Consider the following 21,161-nt stretch of genomic DNA (forward strand, 5'->3'; position numbering starts at 1 on the left):
GGTACCGACCGACGGCCCTTGTGACATGGATTCGCCTGATGGCCATTCGTCGTCACCTGTTAGTTCTGACAGTAGGCAAGCACGGCTCTCAGGCGTTTGATACGGGTAAGCCAGACGAAACCCGTCGCAGGACTCTCGCCATGACCAAGAAAAAGACGCCGAGCTCACTTCTTCCTCCCATCGTCGTACCGCTGCTTGAGCCGCCGGTCGAGGGTGATATTGACGGTGCCGATGGCGGTGTAGGCCTTCGGCATTCAGAGAATCCGTTGGTCGTGTACCTGGTCAATCCAAAAGTCGCTGTGACTGCGGGAAGCATTGCCTTACTCTACTGGGGCAACCGCAATGTTCCGGTTGCCTCTACCCCGATTCGCGAGGGCGATGAAAACCTGGACTTTATTCCGCTGACGGTGCCTGCAAGCCGTATTGTCGAATATTGGGCCAACCCGGTGTTCGGCAAGCTAAGACGCGCCAGCGGCAATGAAAGTTTTACTGAAGAGCTTAAGTTACGGGTAAGCCTGAGCCGCCCTGGGGGACGTGACCCGAATGACCAACTGCCCGGCCATCAGGGTTTGGTCTGTGTGATCCCGGCGCTGATTCTGTTGAATGGCGTCAGCGAAGCGGACGCGTTGATAGGTATCAAGATTGTTATTCGTCACTGGCTGCACATGCGCCCTTATGACCTGATCATTCTGGCCTGGGGCTCACAGCAGGTGCTGCATCGGGTGCAACCCGGCGAGGAGGGGCGCGACATTACGCTGACCGTTGACTACGCCACGATCAGTGCCGCCGGCAATAACCCACTCACCCGAGTGGCCTTCCAAGTCAGGGATGCCGGGGGCAACCTGCCGGATGAGTGGGCGCGTTGGTCGGCGGTGTCGCTGATTGATGTGCACCTTAATCAAATACGCCCGGAGGCACCTTGGCTGGCCTTCCCAGAGAGCGAAACCGGAACCGAGATTGATCTGGGTGAGTTGGGCAGTTGGGATGTGGAAATTGAGGCCTGGATTACCAGCGCAGAAATCAGTGCGTATTCGCATGTGACGCTGATCTGGGCCGGTACGGACAGCGAAGGCAATTCGATCCCCCATACACCCACACAGGTATTGAGTGCGCAAGGCCTCTATAGGTTCGACATCCCCAACGCGTCAGTGGTCGCCATTGCAGAGGGTACGGCCAGTGTGCATCTGCTGTTTCAGAAGGGGACGGTGGAACAGCCGTCCAAAAAACTCTACCTGAACATCACCGGGGAAGTGTTCAGGTGGCCGGCGCCGACGATTGACGAGGACTTTGGTGGCCACATTAATCCCGATATCGCGGCGACGGTACGTTTTCCACTGCAAGCAAGCTGGCCGGGTAACGGTTATCTCGAAGTGATCTTTCGGGTGAGCAGCCCTGACAACACCATCGAACATCGGGTGGGCCGTGAAGTCGACGATATTGAACCTACGCCCAGCGGAGACATGCTGTTTACCGTGCACCCCAATGAGCTCCTGCGTTTCGTTGGCCAGCTTGTGGAGGTGTTCTATGCCCACACACGTCCTGGCGGTCGGCCTCAGGAATCCCTGCGGATGCAAGTTATCGTCGGGCAGCTTCAACGCACGATGCCTCCACCGATTGTTGATAAGGTGATCAGCGGCCAGTTGAACCCGGATGATATCGGCGCTTACGTGAAGGTGTTTGCACCGTTCACTGAAACAAAACGTGGGGACTGGATCAGGATGTACTGGATCGGCCCGCTTGCCCGTGTCGAAGTTCCGGTGCAGGTGGCCGTCGACGGCGACACCACAGAGCACGACATCGAAAGCTTCTATGTCACAAACAACCTGAACAGTACGGTGACTGCGTTCTATACCTTGAAACGTGGCGACGAGATGCCGCGGTATTCAAAAATTACTGAGGTGCTGGTAAGTCGTGAAGTGGGTGAATTACCTCCACCGACATTGCTGGAGGCGCAGGTGACCGGCCCGGGTACTGCGGATCTGGAACCGCTACGGGTACAGCAGGGCACGCAATTGGTGGTGAGTTACGTGGGCATGCGCAATATCGACTCCATCCAGGTCACCATGGACGGTGCTGGCGACGGCGGGTCACCGGCTATCCCGGCCAAGCCTGGTAATCAAGCCTTGGAGCAAGTGGAGTTTGATATCACCAAGGCGGCAATTCACGCGAACATTCGCAACCAAGACACTACCGTGAAATTCAAGTATGTGGTGACACGTAATGGTGTGCCCAAGACATCAGGCACGCTGACAGTCACGGTGAAACCGATTCCTTTGGCTGAGCTGGCAAAGACAGCGCTGAAAATCAATGAAGCCAATGCGATCACCAAGGTGTTGGACCTGAGCACGTTTACCGGGGACGCCACGGCCCACGTCGGTGTCTGGCCGTTCATCACGTCGGGGTACCCCATTTGGTTGCGGATTCTGGGAAAAACAGCCGCCAATGTCGCCCATGATCGTACGGTGTTTAACGGGGCAGGGTCGTCAGCGGTCAATGCCTCTTGGCTTGCTGCTGGGAGCATCGAAAGGCTGCTGCCACGCGACTATCTGAATGGGTTGGGCCATGGCACTGAATTGAAAATGGAGTTCAAGGCTGCGGTCAGTCGCAGCAAAGTTGAGACTCAGGCGGTTACTTTTCCGGTGGTTGCATACATCGTCAACACGTTACCTGCCGAGTTCCCAGTGCCCAGGCTGACCCAGGCAACCGGCTCCGGCACTGCGGTGACCCTGGCCCCTCTGAACGCACGAAACGGCGCAACTGTATCGGTGGAATACACACCGATGTACACCACCGACAGCATCGAGGTCACGATGGTAGGGAGTAGGGGGGCCGGTACGCCAGTCATTGCCGCCAAACCAGGTTTGACCAGTGGCGTGGTCACGTTTGATATTCCCAACGCGGCGATTGCGGCGAACGTTGGAGCTGTCAACAAGACCTTCACGCTCCAGTACCAGGTAATCCGTGCAGGCGTGGTTAGCTCGTCGAAAATTGTGACGGTGACGGTGACACCAATACCCCAGGCTAATTTACCGAGGCCATTGATCAATGGGGTTGCGCATAACGGTACGTTGGATATCGGTGCGATGTCAGCAAATCCTCCGCTCACTATTGCGCCGTGGCCCTTGCAGGTTGCAGGCAAGAAGGTCTGGCTGATCTTTCATTGCGAAGGTGCACAGACAAATCCTTATAAGCCATGGAACGGATACGCAAACCCTTCGGCCTCAGGTATTAATCATTTCGTGCTGTTGAGTTGGTTGAGAAGCTGCCCGGATGGCAATGAGATCAAGGTTGAGTTCAAGGTGGCGTTTGACCCCGATGCCGATGAGGCAGGCGCGGTGACGTTTCCGCTGACGAGCTATACCGCCAACACCTTGCCGGCTGAGTTCCCAGTACCCAGGCTGACCCAGGCAACCGGCTCCGGCACTGCGGTGACCCTGGCCCCTCTGAACGCACGAAACGGCGCAACCGTATCGGCGGAATACACACCGATGTACACCACCGACAGCATCAAGGTCACGATGCTGGGTACTGCCGGTGCGGGATCGCCGGCCATTGCGGCCAAGAACGGTTTGACCAGTGGCGTGGTCACGTTTGATATACCCACAACGGCGATTGCGGCAAATATTGGCAATGCCAACAAGACCTTCACGCTCAAGTACGAGGTAACCCGTGCAGGAGTGGTTCACTCGTCGAAAATTGTGACGGTGACGGTGACACCAATCCCCCAGGCGGAGTTGCTAAAGACCGTTATCCAAATCAATGAGGCGAACCCAACTACCAAGGTATTGGATCTGTCGACCGGTACTGCTAACAGGAAACTGCGGGTCGGCAGCTGGCCGTTCATTGCTACCAATTCTCCGGTCTGGATTGAGTTCAAAGGTTTCAAAAGTGGAGGGGGGGCACACAACGTAAAACATTGGAATGGTGGTGCTGCCTATGTGAATTCGACCTGGTTCAACCAAGGGTGGTGGGAGAGTGGGATCAGTTATGCGTCGTACTTGAAAGAGTTGGGCGACAATACGAAACTGACATTGCATTTCAAAGCCGCTTTGGGCGCCGGCATAACTGAGGCTAATGCCATTACGTTCCCGGTAGTAGAGTATACCGTTAACGCAAAGCGAGTAGATACCGATGAGTTCGATGGTTACAGTGAGGACGGCTGGACGAACTGGAAGAACGGAACCAATTTAAGAGTGAAGCTTGAAAATGGCGAGTACTATTTAACGTCTTATGGCCCTGCTTTTCAGATAACCAAGTGGGTTACCCACTTAAAGTCTGGGGCTGTCAGGGTAACGATTAAATATCGGAGCCCAATTGATAATAACGGTACGAGTTTGCTTGCGGTAGGTGGTTATGTGCAGCATTTTTATCTTCAGAAGAATAGTGGCTGGGTTGAGTATAATTTGCCAGTAACATATGGAACCCACAATAATGAAGTTATATTGTCATTTGGCACCAATCTTGTTGAGATTGCCTTCATAAAAATTATTAACGTATAATCTATGGTTCGTGGGGACTGCATTTATTAAGAAAATAAGGCCATCCTGTCTTTTAAATATCGCGCCTAAAGAATGGGACTGATTGAGTCCCCCCTCCCTGTGAGGCAATGGCCTCACAGGGTTAATAGCAATATATTTCGAGGGTACGCACCGGAAAGCGATGCCCGACTTGCTACCTACGTAGAGTTACTTCGGACAATACTTGGGGCAACATCGTTTCAAGTGGTTTTTCACACCACCTCCAAATAAGAACTATGAACCGCCCCCGCCAACTCCCGCACGGTCTCAATAAACTCCGTCAACCGACTGTGCAACCCATCCTCCAATATCTCATCAATCCCCGTATACCTTAGCCGCGCCTCAAACTCCGCCGCCAGACGCTGCGCCGTGCGCCCATAACTGCCAGGCAGGTCCGCGAGGATATGGCTCAGTTCCTCGATGCACGCGTGCAACGAACGCGGCACGTCACTGCGTAATAACAGCAACTCCGACACCGACCGCGCATTCAGCGCATTCGGATACAGCTCCGTATACGCCTCGAACGACGACAGCGCGCGGAGCAGGGCGCTCCACTGGTAATAGCCGCGTGCCGACAAGTCGCTGACTTCTTCCGACTCTTCGCCGAACATCTCGTAGCGTGCGTCCAGCAGGCGCAAGGTGTTGTCGGCGCGCTCGACGAAGGTGCCCAGGCGGATAAACCGATAGGCGTCGTTACGCATGATGGTGCCGGATGTGGCCCCGCGAAACAGGTGCGAACGCTGCTTGACCCAGTCACAGAAGTGGCTGATGCCATGGCGTGCCAGGCCGCCGGCGGCGATGCTGCGCATTTCCAGCCAGGTGGCGTTGAGGTTCTCCCACATGTCGGCGGTGATGCGCCCGCGCACGGCGTGGGCGTTGCCACGGGCGGCACGCAGGCAGTTGTAGATGCTGGCGGGGTTTTCTTCGTCGAGGGCGAAGAAGTGCAGCATGCGCTCGGCATCCAGGGTTTCATGGCGTTCCAGGTAGCTGTCCAGGGTGCCGCTGCTGAGCAACGACATGGCCAGTTCGTCCAGGCCATCGCTACGCCCGGCCTGGGGCATCAGCGACAGCGAGTAACTGACTTCGAGCATGCGCGCCAGGTTCTCGGCGCGTTCCAGGTAACGGGACATCCAATACAGATCCGCGGCGGTTCTACTCAACATACTCAGCCCTCCACCACCCAGGTGTCCTTGGTTCCACCGCCTTGCGACGAGTTGACGATCAACGAGCCCTCACGCAATGCCACCCGCGTCAGGCCTCCCGGCACCAGGCGGGTTTCCTTGCCCGAGAGCACGAAGGGCCGCAGGTCGATATGCCGGGGGGCGATGCCGTTTTCGACAAAGGTCGGGCAGGTGGACAGGCTCAGGGTCGGTTGGGCGATATACGCATGGGGGCGGGCTTTGATGCGTTGGCGGAAATCTTCGATCTCGGCCGCCGTGGCCGCTGGGCCGACCAGCATGCCGTAGCCGCCGGAGCCCTGGGTTTCCTTGACCACCAGTTCGGCCAGGTTGGCCAGTACGTGGGACAGTTCATCGGGCTTGCGGCATTGGAAGGTCGGCACGTTTTGCAGGATCGGCTCTTCATCCAGGTAAAACTTGATCATCGCCGGCACATAGGGATAGATCGATTTATCGTCGGCCACACCGGTGCCGATAGCGTTGGCCAGCACCACGTTGCCGGCGCAATACGCCGCGACCAGGCCAGGCACGCCGAGCATCGAGTCCGGGTTGAACGCCAGGGGGTCGAGAAACGCGTCGTCGATGCGCCGATAGATCACATCCACCGCCTTGGGCCCGTCGGTGGTGCGCATGAACACCTTGAGGTCGTGCACGAACAGGTCGGCACCTTCCACCAGTTCCACGCCCATTTCCCGCGCCAGGAACGCATGTTCAAAGAACGCGCTGTTGAAGCGCCCGGGCGTCAGCACCACGACGTTGGGGTTGTCCAGGCGGCTGGCGCTTTTCAGGGTCTTGAGCAGCAGGTTGGGGTAGTGGTCCACCGGCGCGATACGCTGCTTGGCGAACACTTCGGGGAACAGGCGCATCATCATCTTGCGGTCTTCGAGCATGTAGCTCACGCCGCTGGGGGTGCGCAGGTTGTCTTCGAGCACGTAGTAGGTGCCGTCACCGTCGCGTACAAGGTCCACCCCCGAGATGTGGGAATAAATATCGCGGTGCAGGTCCAGGCCGACCATTGCCTTCTGGTAACCCTCATTGCCCAGCACCTGGTCGGCCGGTATGATCCCGGCCTTGATGATGCGCTGGTCGTGGTAGATGTCGGCGAGGAACATGTTCAGCGCATTGACCCGCTGGATACAGCCGCGTTCGATCACGCTCCATTCGCTGGCGGGGATGCTGCGGGGGATGATGTCGAAGGGGATCAGGCGCTCGGTGTCCTGCTCGTCGCCATAAAGGGTGAAGGTGATTCCCGCGCGATGGAACAGCAAATCGGCTTCGCGGCGACGCTGGGCCAGCAATTCCGGCGGCGTGTTGGCCAGCCAGCGGGAGAAGTCCTGATAGTGCGCACGGCACACGCCGTTTGCGTCATTCATTTCATCGAAGAAAGATCGAGCCATTCCAGTACCTTGTCAGTGCCGAGGGACGCATGGGGTGGCACTGCCGCTTTAAAAAACGCATTTTTTTATGAGCCCGTGGCTGATGGTGCCACCGGGCCTGGTCCTTACTTTCTTATGGGGTCGGCTCTGGGTCGGGGGGTAACGAATGTTCCTGTATTCGGGCAGATGAATGGATAAAGCAATGCGTGTGCCGGAATGGGCATCCCGCGCTGATTTCCCATTGTGGTGAGCGGGCCTTCTGTGGTTACCAGGCTTCTGGGGGGAGTGGGACTGTTGTGGTGAGCTGGACTGCTGGGGGGAGCCGGACCGCTGTGGTGAGCGGGCTTGCCCCGCGTTGGGCTGCGCAGCGGCCCCAAAAAACTTGGGAGCGCTTCGCACTCCAACGCGGGGCAAGCCCGCTCACCACAGTAAGCCCACTCACTACAACAAGCCCGCTCACCACAAAAAAGGCAGGCCATGACAAGGCTGCTCACCATAAGGGAGCGGTTTGCGCACCGCGATGGTGCAACAACAAACTTGAACTTCGCCACAGCCCGATTCTTCTAAGGGGTTTGAGCCCAGCAGGGAGCACGGATGTGCCCAGAATCATTTCACCCGATACCCCGGAAGCGAACCTGGCCGACCACAGCGAGCACAACGCCAAGATCTTTGGCTCGCCCAAGGACCGCCTGGACTTCTACCGTCGCGAAATCCAATACGAAACCACCATCCTCGCCAACCGCACCGATGCTTACCTGACGGCGCAGTCGTTTCTGGTGATTGCCTTTGTCTCCGGCATGGGCAACCTCAACCCCGAGTGGGGCAAGTTGTTCACCCTGGTGGTGCCGGTGTTCCTGACGCTGCTCGGCATACTCAGTTCCCTGAATGCCTGGCCGGGGATCCGCGCCGCGTACGAAATCATCGATCACTGGCACTACAAGCAGAGCGAACTGCTGCGCAGCGAGCCGGTGATGGGCATGGCCTACGATGAGTCGCCGCTGTTTTCCGAAATGGAGTCCTCCCATAAGGGCTATCGCAAGTCGCTGCTGTTCTCCATGCGTGCGCCGTGGCTGTTCATGGTGTTCTGGGTGTTGCTGGGGGCGTACGCGTTTTATATCCAGGTGGATAACCCGGGCTCTTAAGCAGTTGGAACTTCAGCGGCCGGCACGGGACCTTACCTTGACGCAGTCTGCGTTTTTTCCAAAGAGGTGACCCATGAGCACAGACAAAGACCCCCAGACCAGCAACCGTAACGACCCGGCAATCGACGGCGGCGAACCGGCCCCAGGCACGGCGGCCGATGCCCCGAAAGACCCGAAACCCGCCGCCGATCCCAAGGCCAGGGAAAACGACTACAGTCCAGACTTCAAGCCTGAGCGCGAGCCCAAGCCTGAAACCGATGCCGATATCGACACCCAAGGCGGTTAGAGGAGACGGTCATGTCCAAAGAACTGGAAGAAGAGCTCAACGATCCGGGCAATGAAGACCCGGGTTCCCTGATGGATGATGCAGAAGTACCGCTCAATGATCTGGATGACGCGGCGGATGTGGGCAATACCGAGCGTCAGGACTGAGCTTTCGCCTGGGCACGTCGTTCATACCACGCGAGCATCGGCTGGGTACTCAAGCCATGAACGACGATGCTCAAGGCGATCACTGACAACGTCAGGTTCACCGCCACCGCGCTGCTGGTGCCGACAAGGCCATGGTTGAGCGCGTAGAACAGGTAGTAGATGCTGCCGATTCCGCGAATCCCGAACCAGCCCATCAGCCCGCGCTGCTGGCGATCGACCAGGCGACCCCAGGGCATTGCAAACACACTGACCGGTCGAATCACGCAGAACAGCAACGCCGCCAACGGCAATGCCCGCCAATCCCAATGACTGGCCAGCACGATGCCGAGCACCGTGACCAGGAACACTTCCATCGAGCGCTCCACCAGGCTGCCGAACGAGAGCATGTCGCCCATCATTACGCCGGCGGCGATCTGGGTCTCGGCCAGCTCGCTCACATCCCCTTGCAGAGCGTGCTCCGGTTCCACCTCAAGATGACCCACCACCGGCAGCGCCAAATGCTCCGAGGGCGTGTGGGAGTTGCCGGTTGACCTGAACTCTGCCTGACGCAGCCCGAGCCCGGCGGCGAATACGGACAGAAAGCCGTACCCCCCCACCGCTTCGGCCACCACGTAGGCCAGGGCGATCAGGGCGAGGGTCAGGTAGTCATTGGGGGAGAGCGTACTATCACTGTTGTTGACGCGTAGCCACAGGGTCGTGCGGCCAATGCCCCGGCCCATCCAGTAGCCGATCAACAGCCCTGCCGGCACCGCCCATAACAGGTTCTTCAACGCCCAACCGCCTAGCCAGTCACCGTCAAAGCCGCCGTGCTGCATGAAGACCAAGGCAAAAATCACAAAGGGAAAGGTCGTGCCATCGTTCAACCCGGCTTCTCCGGACAAACCGAAGCGCAGCGCATCGTAATCCTGTGCATTATTGACCTGCACCAGCCCCGCCAGCACCGGGTCGGTCGGCGCGAGAATGCCACCCACCAGCAGCGACACCCCCCACGACAGTTCAAACACGTAATGCAGCGCCAGGCAGCTGCCGAGGATGGTCAGCAGCATGACCGGCCCGGCCATGCCGAACGCGATGCGCCAGGTGCGATGGCCCAGGGGCAGGCGCAGTTTGAGCCCGCTGACGAACAGTGAAAACAGCACCGCGACTTCCGTGAGGTGCTCCATCCAGCGCGCAGATTGCTTGATGTCCAGGTGCAGCAGGTCCACGCCGAGGGGGCCGATGCCCACGCCCAGCAACAGGCACACCGCCGAGGTGGTCACCGGCATCCAGCGCAGGTAAGAGGAGGTGAGGGCAAGGGTCAGCAGCACTGCACCGAGGACGGCCATCCATAGAATAAAAGTCATCGGGAGGGTGTCCAGGGCCGTGGTCTATTCACGTTCGAGGCGTGTCGCTGACTGCAGGTTCAATGTGATTGCGTCGCCTTGAATTCATTGGCGATTGATCAGCAGGCGCTCCAGGTCTTCAGTAGGCAGCGGCCGGCTGAACAGGTAGCCCTGGATCTGATCGCAGCCGGCCTCCTTGAGGAACGCCAATTGCGCCTGGGTTTCCACACCTTCGGCCACCACCCGCAGGTTCAGGCTATGGGCCAACTCGATAATGGTACGGGTGATCGCGGCATCCTGGGGGTTGCTGGTGACCTCGCGGATAAACGCAATGTCGATCTTCAGCGTGTCGATGGGGAAGCGTCGCAGGTAGGCCAGGCTCGAATAGCCGGTGCCGAAGTCGTCAATGGAGATCTTCACGCCCATGGCGTGCAGGCGTTGCAGGCTGGCGATGGTGTGCTGGGTATTCTCCATCAGCGAGCCTTCGGTCAGTTCCACTTCCAGCCAATGGGGTTCGACGCCGGTCTCAGTGAGAATACGCGCGATATCGGCAATCAGGTCGCCCTCGATCAACTGATGGCCGGAGACGTTCACCGACACCTCGACGGCGCCAATCGCGCTGCGCTGCCACGTCGCAATCTGCTGGCACACGCTGCGGATCACCCAGCGCCCTACCTCCACGATCAAACCCAGGCTTTCCAGGACGGGCACGAACACCGCCGGCGATACCGCACCGTAGCCTGGGCGCTCCCAACGCAGCAGTGCCTCCAGGGCGCAGATCTGCCCGTCGGCCAAAGCGACTTTTGGCTGGTAGTGCAGGGTGAACTCATCGTGCTCCACGGCCTGGCGCAGGGCGTTTTCCAGGTCCTGGCGGGCCAGGTCGTGCACGTTCATGCGCGTGCTGTCACCGGCATGTTGGCGCAGTTGCTGCTCAAGCAACTGACTATGGCGCTTGAGTTGATCGCCATGGCTCTTGAGCCGCAGCAGGTTGCGCACCCGCAGCCACAGTTCGACCCGTTCCACCGGCTTGCTGATGAACTCTTCGGCACCGGTTTCCAGGCCACTGACCCGTGCACTTGACTCGCTGAGGGCCGACAGCATGATGATCGGAATACTCGCCGTGGCTGCGTCGCCCTTGAGCTGGCTGGCGACTTCGTAGCCGTCCATGCCCGGCATCATGATGTCCAGCAGGATCAGATCGGGCGGCTGTTTGGCCACCAGTTGCAAGGCTTCTTCGCCGCTGGCCGCCGTGAGGGTCTGGTAGCCCTCGTGTTGCAACAGGGTTTCCAGCAGCTTGCGAACCTGGGGTTCGTCATCAACGATCAACAGCGTTGCGGGTTGGCTGGCCATGGAGAGGACTCATCTGAGGGGTGAGAGGGGGGGGTGTTGCAACAGCGTGTCGATCACCTGGTACAGCTCTTTGTAGCGCAGCGGCTTGCTGATGTAGGCATCGCAACCGGCCAACCGGGTCTTTTCACGGTCTTCCTTCATGGCCATGGCGGTGAGGGCAATCACCGGGATATGGGCAGTGTACGGGTCCTGCTTGAGCAGCGCGGTAGCGGCCAGGCCGTCCATGCCCGGCAATTGGATATCCATCAGGATCAGCGCCGGTTGGGCTTCACGGGCCAGGGTCAGCCCGCTCTCGGCGTCGGCGGCCCACACCACCGTGTGGCCGGCGTTGACCAGCAGCAGCCGGGCCAGGCGCATATTGGCCTGGTTGTCTTCGACGATCAGGATATGGGCCATTGCGCCTCCGTGCCGCGGTGGAGTGGCAGCCACACCACAAACCGGGCGCCCTGGCCTTCACGGCTGGCCACCGCAACACTGCCACCGTGCAGGTCGACCAGTTGCTTGACCATCGCCAAGCCCAGGCCAGTGCCTTCGAATTTGCGCGCCAGGCTGCTGTCGATCTGGCTGAAGGCCTTGAACAGCTTGCCCATGTCGTCCTCGGCAATACCGATGCCGGTGTCGCTGACGCTCAATTCGAGGAACTGCTGGTGGGCGCTGGGTTGCAGGGCAAACCCGTGCATCGGCCAATCGCCGGGCACTCGCCCGACCTGTGCGCGGGCCACTTGGCGCACCGCCAGGGTCACGGTACTGCCGTGGGCGCTGAATTTCACCGCATTGGCCAGCAGGTTGTAGATGATCTGCTTGGTCTTGCGCAGGTCCAGGGCCAGTGTGCCGAAGTCGCCCTGGCTTTCGAGCTTCAACTGGATGCGTTGCAGGGCGGCTTTTTCGCGCACGATCAACAGGCTGTTGGACAGCAGGCCCTCCAGCTCCACGGCTTCCAGCTCCAGGTCCATCATCCCGGCTTCGACCTTGGACAGGTCGAGAATGTCGTTGATCAGCGACAACAGGTGCTGGCCGCTGGTGAAGATGTCGCCGATGTATTCGCGCTGGGTCTCACTCATGTCGCCCACCAGCCCGTCCTTCAACGCCTCGGAAAAACCGATCACCGCATTCAATGGTGTGCGCAATTCGTGGGACATGGTGGCGAGGAACTCGGACTTCATATGGCTGGCATGTTCCAGCTCCAGGTTCTTTTCCTCCAGCGCGCGCTCAAAGCCCTTGCGTTCGGCTTCTTCGTGTTTGCGTGCGGTGTTGTCGGTGCCGATCAGCAGATAGCCGATGATGGTGTCATGCCGGTTGCGCAGCGCCGTCACCGAGACCATGGCCGACAGGCGGCTGCCGTCCTTGCGAATATAGGTCAGCTCGTAAATATCCTCGATGCCGCGGGACGCCTTGAACACCAGCGCTTCGAAGCCCGGCGTGATCGGCGTGTCCAGCTCCAGGCTGAGGGCGGCGGCGCGGGTGATCAGTTCGGCGGGGTCGGAGATGTCGGCGGGGGTAATGCGGTTGAGGACATCGTCGGCGGCATAGCCGAGCATGCGTTCGGCGCCGACATTGAAGATCTGGATCACGCCCTTTTCATCGGTGGCGATGCTGGAGAAGTAGGCGCTGTTGAAGATTGCGTCTTGCAGGGCACCGGTTTTCAGCAGGTTTTTCTGGCGTTTGAATTCGACGATTTTTTCAGCCCGTGATTGGGCTTCAAGCGGTGGTCCAGTGACGGGTTTGTCCATGGCGGTGTTTTCCAGGCAGGTCAGGCCCGGCCGTGTCGATGACAGGGCCGCAGAGCATGCTCACAGAAAATCGCGTGGACGCGATGAGGAGGAGATGAGGTCCCCGGACAATAGCAGATACCGCCCGCACTACGGTATGGATACACTCAAACGAGTGTACGCCGACACAGGGCGGCGGGCCGCCCTGTTACCGGGCGGCGCGGCTTAGAGCATCACGCTGCTGATGACCTGGGTGCTGTCATCCGGGTCGATGACGCTGTGGAATCCCAAGGCCTGGTTCAACTCGCGCAACGGCGCATTGGTTGCCGCGTCGACCGTGTACATGCGTTTGAAGCCATTGGCGCGGGCCGCCGTCATCAGGTGCTGCATCAAAAGGCGCCCCAGGCCCAGGTGCTGCCAGGCATCGGCCACGGTGACCGCGCATTCGCATTCATCCGTCCTGGCCTCTGCATAGCGGGCCACGCCGATTTCGATCAACTGGCCGTTGTCGTGCACCAGGGCGATAAAGGCCAGGCGTTGCTGGTTATCGACATCCATCAATTGGTCCATCAGGGTCTTGCCGGGCTCGTTGATTTCGCCCAGGAAGCGCGCGTGCCGCGATTCACGGGACAGGCCCTTGATGAAGTTGTATTCCCGTTCACGGTCGTCGGCGCCGAGGGGGCGCACCAGTACATGGCGGCCATCGTCGAGCTGATCGATCCAGTACGGTTTCGGCAGTGCTGCGTAGGCGAGGGCGGCCTGCTGGTTACGTGCTTCGATAGGCATGGTGTGGGCTCCTGGCGGTCAGCATCGGGCAGCGGTGCCTTGTTCGATCATGCCCCTGGGAGCAGGGGCGCCATTGATCTGCATCAAGACGCCTGGCCGCCGGGCAGGGCAGGCGACGTTCGGTCATGCGCAGCGGCAAAGGGTTGACCATGATCAACGTTCGGCCCGCCGTCGCGGCGCAGTCTGGTCCCACCCCACATGCCCAGCAGGAGGTCACACCATGGCAACCATGAGAGCCGGCGTCAGCGAACGCATGGACGTCGCCCGTGGCCTGGGCGCGACCCATATCGTCGACTTCAAGCAAGGCAACGTGGTCGAGCAGATCATGGCCCTGACCGACGGGCGTGGCGTGGATGTGGCGATCGAGGCGTTGGGCACCCAAGGCACCTTCGAATCGGCCTTGCGCGTGCTGCGTCCCGGTGGCCGCTTGTCCAGCCTTGGGGTGTACTCCAGCGACCTGCGCATCCCCTATGACGCGTTTGGCGCAGGCCTGGGGGATACAGCATCGTCTCGACCCTGTGCCCCGGCGGCAAGGAACGCATGCGTCGCTTGATGGCGGTGGTCGCCAGCGGCGGGGTGGACCTGTCGCCGCTGGTGACCCACCGCTTCAAGCTCGACGACATCGAGGCGGCCTATGAACTGTTCGCCCATCAGCGCGATGGGGTGATGAAAGTCGCGATTACGCCTTGAAAGCCTGCGCGCAGAACACCCTGGTGCGCAGACTGCCAAAACGTTAGAAATGCCAAAATTGCACTTTATGCGCTTGATGAAACGTTTCTTCTAGCGACAAACGGGCTGCGCAAGCGCTTGCGTAAGTAAATGTATCTGATTAGAGTCGGTGGCAATCGGCTCTGATCAAAGAGGGCTGAACGACAAAAATAATAAAACCAGGAGCTCATTGATGAGCCTTGAACCCTTGCTTGAGATGCAGGGCATCAGCAAAACCTTCAACGGTTTGCGCGTGCTCAAGAATGTCGGCCTGAAGGTCTACCCCGGCGAAATCCACGCCTTGATGGGGGAGAACGGCGCCGGCAAATCGACCCTGATGAAAATCCTCTCCGGCGCTTACCAGGCCGATCCCGGCGGTGAAATCCGCATGGCCGGCCAGGCCGTCGCCACCTTTACCCCCGCCACCGCCAAAGCCCTCGGCATCGCCGTGATCTACCAGGAATTGAGCCTGTGCCCGAACCTGAGCGTGGCCGAGAACATCTACCTGGGCCGCGAACTGCGCCGTGGCTGGACCATCGACCGCAAGGGCATGCAAGCCGGTTGCGTCGAAGTGCTGCAGCGTCTGGGCGCCGAATTCACCCCGGCCACCCAGGTCAGCAGCCTGTCGATTGCCGAGCGTCAGCTGGTGGAAATCGCCCGGGCCTTGCACGCCCATGCCAGGATCCTGGTGATGGACGAACCGACCACGCCGCTGTCGTCGCGCGAGACCGACCGCCTGTTTGCGCTGATCAAGCAATTGCGCAGCCAGGGCCTGGCGATCATCTACATCAGTCATCGCATGGCCGAGATCTATGAACTGTCGGACCGTGTCTCGGTGCTGCGCGACGGCCAATACATCGGCGAACTGAGCCGCGACGCGCTGTCGGCCGAAGTCCTCGTGAAGATGATGGTGGGCCGCGATCTGTCCGGTTTCTACAAGAAGGAACACGCCGCCTACGACCCCGGTGCGGTGGTGATGCGTGTGCGTGACATGGCCGATGGCAAGCGCGTGCGTAATTGCAGTTTCGACCTGCATGCCGGTGAAGTGCTGGGTATCGCGGGGCTGGTCGGGGCAGGGCGCACCGAGTTGGCGCGGCTGATCTTCGCCGCCGATCCGCGCACCAGCGGCACCCTGGAAGTGGTGGGCAAGACCGTGACCCAACTGCGCAACCCGGCGGATGCGATTCGTGCCGGCGTGGTGTACCTCACCGAAGACCGCAAGGCCCAGGGCCTGTTCCTGGACATGAGCGTGGCCGACAACATCAACGTCTGCGCCTGCGTGCCGGATGCCCGTGCCGGTGGCGTGCTTGACCGGGCTCACGCCGCGCAACGCTCGAATGACGCGATCAAGTCGCTGTCGATTCGCGTGGCGTCGGGCAAGGTCAATGTCGGCACGCTGTCCGGCGGCAACCAGCAGAAGGTCTTGCTGGCGCGGCTGCTGGAGGTCAAGCCCCACGTGCTGATCCTCGACGAACCCACACGCGGCGTGGACATCGGCTCCAAATCCGAGATCTACCGCATCATCAATCAACTGGCGCAGGCCGGCGTGGGCATCGTGGTGATCTCCAGCGAGCTGCCGGAAATCATCGGCACCTGCGACCGGGTGCTGATCATGCGCGAAGGCCAGTTGGTGGCCGAAGTCGGCGGGGCCTCCGGTCACGTCATCTCCCAGGAACGTATTATTGACCTCGCCACTGGTGGCGATCAGGTGGTTGCCCATGGCTGATTCGATGATTGCAACAACAGGCAAGGCCGAACGTGCCCGCGAACTGATGCGCACGGTCGGTATGTTGCCGGTGCTGATTTTGTTGCTGGTGGGCTTCGCCCTGGCCAGCGAGAACTTCCTGACCATGCAAAACCTGTCGATCATCACCCAGCAGGCCTCGGTCAACGTGGTGCTGGCGGCGGGCATGACCTTTGTGATCCTCACGGCGGGGATCGACCTGTCGGTGGGCGCGATCCTGGCGGCGTCGGCCGTGGTGGCGCTGCAGGCGTCGATGTCGCCGCAGTTCGGCATGTTCGGGATTGCGGCCGGTATCGGCTTCGGCCTGCTGCTGGGCCTGGTCAACGGTGGGTTGATTGCCTTCATGCGCCTGCCGCCGTTTATCGTCACCCTTGGCGCACTCACCGCCATGCGCGGCCTGGCGCGTCTGCTGGCGGATGACAAGACCGTGTTCAACCCCGACCTGCCGTTTGCCTTTATCGGCAACGACTCGATCCTCGGCGTGCCCTGGCTGGTGGTGATCGCCGTGGCGGTGGTGGCGCTGTCGTGGTTCATCCTGCGCCGCACGGTGATGGGCGTACAGATCTATTCGGTGGGCGGCAACCCCGAAGCGGCGCGACTCTCCGGGATCAAGGTGTGGAAGGTGCTGCTGTTCGTCTACGCCATGTCCGGCGCCTTGGCCGGTCTGGGTGCGGTGATGAGCGCCTCGCGCCTGTTCGCCGCCAACGGCCTGCAACTGGGGCAATCCTACGAGCTGGATGCGATTGCCGCGGTGATCCTCGGCGGCACCAGCTTTACCGGCGGCGTCGGCACCATCGGCGGCACGCTGATCGGCGCGCTGATTATCGCGGTGCTCACCAACGGCCTGGTGCTGCTGGGGGTGTCGGACATCTGGCAGTACATCATCAAGGGCATCGTGATCATCGGCGCGGTCGCGCTGGATCGCTATCGCCAGTCCGGTGCACGGACCTGATTTCACTCATACAACAATCACAAGAGAGACCCGCATGAACCTTAAACGCATGTTTCCCGTCATTGCCTTGGCTGCCCTGATGTCCCAAGCCGCAGAGGCCCGCGAACTCAAGGCCCTGGGCATCAGCATGGGCTCGCTCGGCAACCCGTATTTCGTGACCCTGGCCGATGGCGCCACGGCCCGGGCCAAGGAGCTGAACCCCAACGTCAAGGTCACCTCGGTGTCCGCCGACTACGACCTGAGCAAGCAGTTCTCGCAGATCGATAACTTTATTTCGTCCAAGGTCGACCTGATTCTGATCAACGCCGTCGACCCTTCGGCCATGGCTTCGGCGATCAAGAAAGCCCGGGATGCCGGCATCGTCGTGGTGGCGGTGGATGTGGACGCCAAGGGCGTGAATGCCACCGTGCAGACCGACAACGTCGAAGCCGGCAAGCTGGCCTGCCAATACCTGGTGGACAAGCTTGCCGGCAAGGGCAACGTGATTATCCAGAACGGCCCGCAAGTCACCGCCGTGACCGACCGCGTCAAAGGCTGTAAAGCCGCATTGGCCGGCGCGCCGGACATCAAGGTGCTGTCCGACGACCAGGACGGTAAAGGCTCCCGCGAAGGCGGCCTGAACGTGATGCAAGGCTACCTCACGCGCTTCCCGAAAATCGACGGCCTGTTTGCGATCAACGACCCGCAAGCCATCGGCAGCGACCTGGCGGCCAAGCAGCTCAAACGCAGCGGCATCATCATCACCTCGGTGGACGGCGCGCCGGATATCGAGAACGCGCTGAAGACCGATACCCAGATCCAGGCGTCAGCCAGCCAGGACCCGTGGGCCATGGCGCAGACGGCGGTGAATGTCGGCAATGACCTGCTCAACGACAAGGCCCCGGCCGAAGCGGTGACCCTGCTCACGCCAAAACTGATCACCCGCGACAACGTCGGTACGTACAGCGGCTGGTCGAGTAAACACTGATAGCCTGAGAGGAACAGCGTCGTGGTGACCATGGATGACGTGGCAAGCAGGGCGGGGGTGTCGACGTCGACCGTGTCACACGTGTTGAACGGCACCCGCAAGGTCAGCCCGGCCACGGTGCTGGCGGTGCAGCGGGCGATCCAGGCGCTGGGGTATATCCCCAACACCCTGGCACGCTCGCTGGCGCGGTCGAGTACCAACACGATTGGCGTGGCGATCTCGGCGCTGTCCAACCATTACTTCAGCGAGACGGTGCACGCGATTGAAACCGAGTGCGCCAAGCACGGCTACATGATGCTGTTTGTCGACACCCACGACGACCCGGAGCAGGAGCTGCGGGTCGTCACGGCGCTGCATCACCGGCGGGTCGACGGTATTGTGCTGGCGCCTTCGAACGGTTCGATGGCCCTGGAGTACATGCGCGCCAACGAGATTCCGGCGGTGTTGGTGGACCGCATGATGAGCGAGCAGTTTGACCAGGTCGGGGTGGAGAATGCCCAGGCCACCCAGGCCCTGATTGAGCACCTGATCGGGCACGGGCACCGCCGCATCGGTTTTATCGCCGGGCGCACGGGGTTCAGCACCACAGATGAGCGGGTGGCGGGTTACTGCGCGGCGTTGCACGCGGCGGGGCTGGCCTTCGATCCGCACTTGCTGGTCAACGGTGGCTCCAACACCGAACCGGCGCGCCAGGCCACGGCGCAGTTGCTGGGCCTGGCTTCGCCACCCACGGCGATCATGGCCGGCAATAACCTGATGACCCTCGGCGCGATGCACGCCTTGCGTGACGCGCAGCTTGAAGTGCCGAGACAAATGGCCCTGGTGGGGTTTGATGATTTTGACTGGGCGGATTTTTTCGTGCCGCGCTTGAGCCTGATCGCACAGCCGGTCAAGGCCCTTGGCGCCCGCGCGGTCGACCTGTTGCTGCAACGCATGGCGTCGCCTGACGCAGCGCCCCAGAGCGTGCGCCTGGCACCGACCCTGCAGTTACGTAACTCCTGTGGCTGTCATTGATGGGAATAACACACGCATGAACAGTCCTGTTTCCCTGGGCATTGACCTGGGCACGTCGGAACTCAAAGCCATCCTCATGGACGCCACGGGCGCGGTGCTGGCCCATGCCGGCGTGCGCTTGAGCGTGTCACGCCGGCACAGCGGCTGGTCTGAACAGGCGCCGGAAGACTGGTGGCAAGCCTGCTTGCAGGCGTTGGCGCAACTGCGCGGACACGAGGCGTTTACCCGCGTGGCCTGTATCGGCCTGTCGGGGCAGATGCACGGCGCGGTGTTGCTGGGGGCGGACAACCGCGTATTGTACCCGGCGATCCTGTGGGACGACTCCCGTGCAATGGCCGAAGCCGAACAGCTGGGGCCCGGCTTCGCCGACGTCACCGGCAGCCTGCCGATGGCCGGGCTGACCGCGCCGAAACTGCTGTGGCTGCAACGGCATGAGCCCGAGGTGTTCCAGGCGATTGATTGCGTGCTGTCGCCGAAGGATTACCTGCGCTTGCGTTTGAGTGGCGAGCGCATCAGCGAGATGTCCGACGCGGCGGGTACGTTGTGGCTGGATGTGGCGCGGCGGGCATGGTTTACCCCGATGGTTCGCGCTACAGGCCTTACGCCCGGGCAATTGCCCAGGCTGGTGGAGGGTGGTGCGGCGAGCGCTTTGTTGACGTCCACGGGACTGGGCCTGTCAGCTGAGGTGGTGATTGCCGGCGGTGGCGGTGACAACCCTGTGGCGGCGGTCGGCATCGGCGCGGTCAACGCCGGTGATGGCTTTATTACCCTTGGCACCAGCGCGGCCATTGTTGCGATCACCGATCACGCTGCAGGCAACCCGGCCAGTGCAGTGCACAGCTTCTGCCACGCGCTGCCCAACCGCTGGTACACCATGGGCGCCATGCTCGCCGGCGCCAGTTGCCTGCGCTGGGTCACACGGCTGACGGGTATGGCCGATGAGCAAACGTTGCTGGAGCAGGTGCAGGCGCAATTGCCGATTGAGCAGCACGTGCCTTTGGGGACACCGTTGTTCCTGCCGTACCTGGCCGGCGAACGCACACCCCACAACGATCCTTTGCTGCGCGGCGGCTTCATGAACCTGGGCCACGACTGCACACCGGCGATGCTGGGCTATGCGGTGATGGAAGGGGTGGGTTTCGGTTTGCTCGATGCGTTGCGCGCGGTGCAATCGACCGGCGCCGACGTGGGAGCCTGCGCCCTGGTGGGTGGCGGTGCGCGCAGTGAGTACTGGGCGCAGCTGCTGGCGAATATCCTGCAGCGGGAAATCTTCACCTTGCAGGGCAGTGAATTGAGCGCGTGTATTGGCGCGGCAAAGCTCGGGTTTGTGGCGATGGGGCAGGGGGCGGAGCTGCTCGCGGCGGGGATGCCGGTCAAAGCCCGGTACACACCTGACCTGACGCAGCAGCCGGTGTTGGCGGCGCGTTATCGCAAGTTTCAAAGTTTGCTGCCCGCCGCCAAGGCCCTTCACGACTAGGCTCCTGTGGCGAGCGGGCCCGTTATGGTGAGCGGGCCTGTTGTGTGGGGAACGGGCTTGCTGTGGTGAGCGGGCTTGTTGTGGTGAGCGGGCTTGCCCCGCGCTGGGCTGCGAAGCAGCCCCAATAAAGGCACCGCGTTTATCCAGGCATAGTGAGTAGTCAGGTTTAGGGGCCGCTTCGCGCCCCAGCGCGGGGCAAGCCCGCTCACCACAGCAAGCCCGCTTGCCACCTCACCACAACAAGCCCGCCTGCCACAGGAAGCCTGCTCACCACACCAGGCCCACTCTCCACAGGAATCGGTGTGTTACGGTTCAGTCGTTGGTCAGCGGCGGCAAACGTCGCTTCACCGGGGTTTTCTTGACGATGGCGGTGTTGGTTTCGGCATAGGCATTGATCCGATCCAGCAGGCTGTCGAGATGGTCCATGGTGCGCACGTGCAGGCGTGCGATAAAGCAGTCTTCGCCGGTGACCTTGTCGCATTCGGTG

Annotated in this window: 17 protein-coding genes and 1 pseudogene; 10 read left to right on the top strand and 8 right to left on the bottom strand. The window is 60.9% G+C overall.

The genetic code is table 11. The features are described 5' to 3' along the window. Window positions 1–38 precede the first annotated feature (38 nt). The gene (locus F6S08_RS17215; protein WP_315872016.1) at window positions 39–4,499 is read left to right on the top strand and encodes a hypothetical protein; all 4,461 of its coding nucleotides are present in this window, start codon (window positions 39–41) and stop codon (window positions 4,497–4,499) included. A 230-nt stretch (window positions 4,500–4,729) separates the two neighbouring features. On the opposite strand, the gene F6S08_RS17220 is transcribed toward F6S08_RS17215, so the two are convergent. Then, a complete protein-coding gene (locus tag F6S08_RS17220; RefSeq protein ID WP_074846775.1) occupies window positions 4,730–5,680 on the bottom strand; it encodes an alpha-E domain-containing protein in 951 nt (316 codons plus the stop codon). A 2-nt stretch (window positions 5,681–5,682) separates the two neighbouring features. Further along, the gene (locus F6S08_RS17225) at window positions 5,683–7,092 is read right to left on the bottom strand and encodes a circularly permuted type 2 ATP-grasp protein (RefSeq protein ID WP_315872017.1); all 1,410 of its coding nucleotides are present in this window, start codon (window positions 7,090–7,092) and stop codon (window positions 5,683–5,685) included. Between the two features lie 575 nt (window positions 7,093–7,667). On the opposite strand from F6S08_RS17225, the gene F6S08_RS17230 reads away from it, so the two are divergent. From F6S08_RS17230 to F6S08_RS17240, 3 genes are all read left to right on the top strand, one after another. Continuing rightward, window positions 7,668–8,213, top strand: coding sequence for a hypothetical protein (locus F6S08_RS17230; RefSeq protein WP_027605795.1), 546 nt, complete (start codon window positions 7,668–7,670; stop codon window positions 8,211–8,213). A 73-nt stretch (window positions 8,214–8,286) separates the two neighbouring features. Beyond that, window positions 8,287–8,499, top strand: coding sequence for a hypothetical protein (locus tag F6S08_RS17235; RefSeq protein WP_065927576.1), 213 nt, complete (start codon window positions 8,287–8,289; stop codon window positions 8,497–8,499). Between the two features lie 11 nt (window positions 8,500–8,510). After that, window positions 8,511–8,645, top strand: a complete 135-nt coding sequence (locus F6S08_RS17240) for a hypothetical protein (protein ID WP_256097785.1) — start codon at window positions 8,511–8,513, stop codon at window positions 8,643–8,645. On the opposite strand, the gene F6S08_RS17245 is transcribed toward F6S08_RS17240, so the two are convergent. The 5 genes from F6S08_RS17245 to F6S08_RS17265 form a co-directional block, all read right to left on the bottom strand. Then, entirely contained in the window at window positions 8,636–9,988 is a 1,353-nt protein-coding gene (locus F6S08_RS17245; protein ID WP_315872018.1) for a sodium:proton antiporter, read from the bottom strand. The genes F6S08_RS17240 and F6S08_RS17245 overlap by 10 nt on opposite strands. Window positions 9,989–10,072: 84 nt before the next feature. Beyond that, window positions 10,073–11,317, bottom strand: a complete 1,245-nt coding sequence (locus F6S08_RS17250) for an EAL domain-containing response regulator (protein ID WP_065927574.1) — start codon at window positions 11,315–11,317, stop codon at window positions 10,073–10,075. Window positions 11,318–11,326: 9 nt separating this feature from the next. Then, on the bottom strand, window positions 11,327–11,713 hold the full coding sequence (locus F6S08_RS17255; protein WP_074846779.1) for a response regulator: 387 nt from the start codon (window positions 11,711–11,713) through the stop codon (window positions 11,327–11,329). After that, window positions 11,698–13,047 (bottom strand): sensor histidine kinase, encoded by a 1,350-nt coding sequence (locus tag F6S08_RS17260; protein ID WP_074846780.1) that lies wholly within the window; start codon window positions 13,045–13,047, stop codon window positions 11,698–11,700. Before F6S08_RS17260 ends, F6S08_RS17255 begins: the two co-directional genes overlap by 16 nt. A 204-nt stretch (window positions 13,048–13,251) precedes the next feature. Next, a complete protein-coding gene (locus tag F6S08_RS17265) occupies window positions 13,252–13,812 on the bottom strand; it encodes a GNAT family N-acetyltransferase (protein ID WP_315872019.1) in 561 nt (186 codons plus the stop codon). A gap of 238 nt (window positions 13,813–14,050) precedes the next feature. Here F6S08_RS17265 and F6S08_RS17270 point away from each other — a divergent pair. From F6S08_RS17270 to xylB, 6 genes and pseudogenes are all read left to right on the top strand, one after another. Continuing rightward, window positions 14,051–14,502 (top strand): annotated as a pseudogene (locus F6S08_RS17270) (zinc-binding dehydrogenase); the annotation flags it as partial. A 211-nt stretch (window positions 14,503–14,713) separates the two neighbouring features. Further along, window positions 14,714–16,246: a sugar ABC transporter ATP-binding protein gene (locus F6S08_RS17275; RefSeq protein ID WP_065927571.1), complete on the top strand. Its 1,533-nt coding sequence runs from the start codon at window positions 14,714–14,716 to the stop codon at window positions 16,244–16,246. After that, complete coding sequence (locus tag F6S08_RS17280; RefSeq protein WP_027605811.1) at window positions 16,239–17,216, top strand: ABC transporter permease subunit; 978 nt, start codon at window positions 16,239–16,241, stop codon at window positions 17,214–17,216. The genes F6S08_RS17275 and F6S08_RS17280 overlap by 8 nt, the downstream gene beginning before the upstream one ends. 34 nt (window positions 17,217–17,250) lie before the next feature. After that, the gene (locus F6S08_RS17285; protein WP_137211933.1) at window positions 17,251–18,183 is read left to right on the top strand and encodes an ABC transporter substrate-binding protein; all 933 of its coding nucleotides are present in this window, start codon (window positions 17,251–17,253) and stop codon (window positions 18,181–18,183) included. A 21-nt stretch (window positions 18,184–18,204) separates the two neighbouring features. Continuing rightward, on the top strand, window positions 18,205–19,197 hold the full coding sequence (locus tag F6S08_RS17290; RefSeq protein ID WP_315872020.1) for a LacI family DNA-binding transcriptional regulator: 993 nt from the start codon (window positions 18,205–18,207) through the stop codon (window positions 19,195–19,197). A 16-nt stretch (window positions 19,198–19,213) separates the two neighbouring features. Further along, the gene (gene xylB, locus F6S08_RS17295) at window positions 19,214–20,674 is read left to right on the top strand and encodes a xylulokinase (RefSeq protein ID WP_315872021.1); all 1,461 of its coding nucleotides are present in this window, start codon (window positions 19,214–19,216) and stop codon (window positions 20,672–20,674) included. Between the two features lie 312 nt (window positions 20,675–20,986). Here the strand turns inward: xylB and F6S08_RS17300 are convergent. Next, a partial coding sequence (locus tag F6S08_RS17300) for an Lrp/AsnC ligand binding domain-containing protein (protein ID WP_315872029.1) occupies window positions 20,987–21,161 on the bottom strand: 175 nt, incomplete at its 5' end.

This window comes from Pseudomonas sp. JV449, assembly GCF_032424295.1.
In the GTDB taxonomy this organism is placed as follows: Bacteria; Pseudomonadota; Gammaproteobacteria; order Pseudomonadales; family Pseudomonadaceae; genus Aquipseudomonas; species Aquipseudomonas marginalis.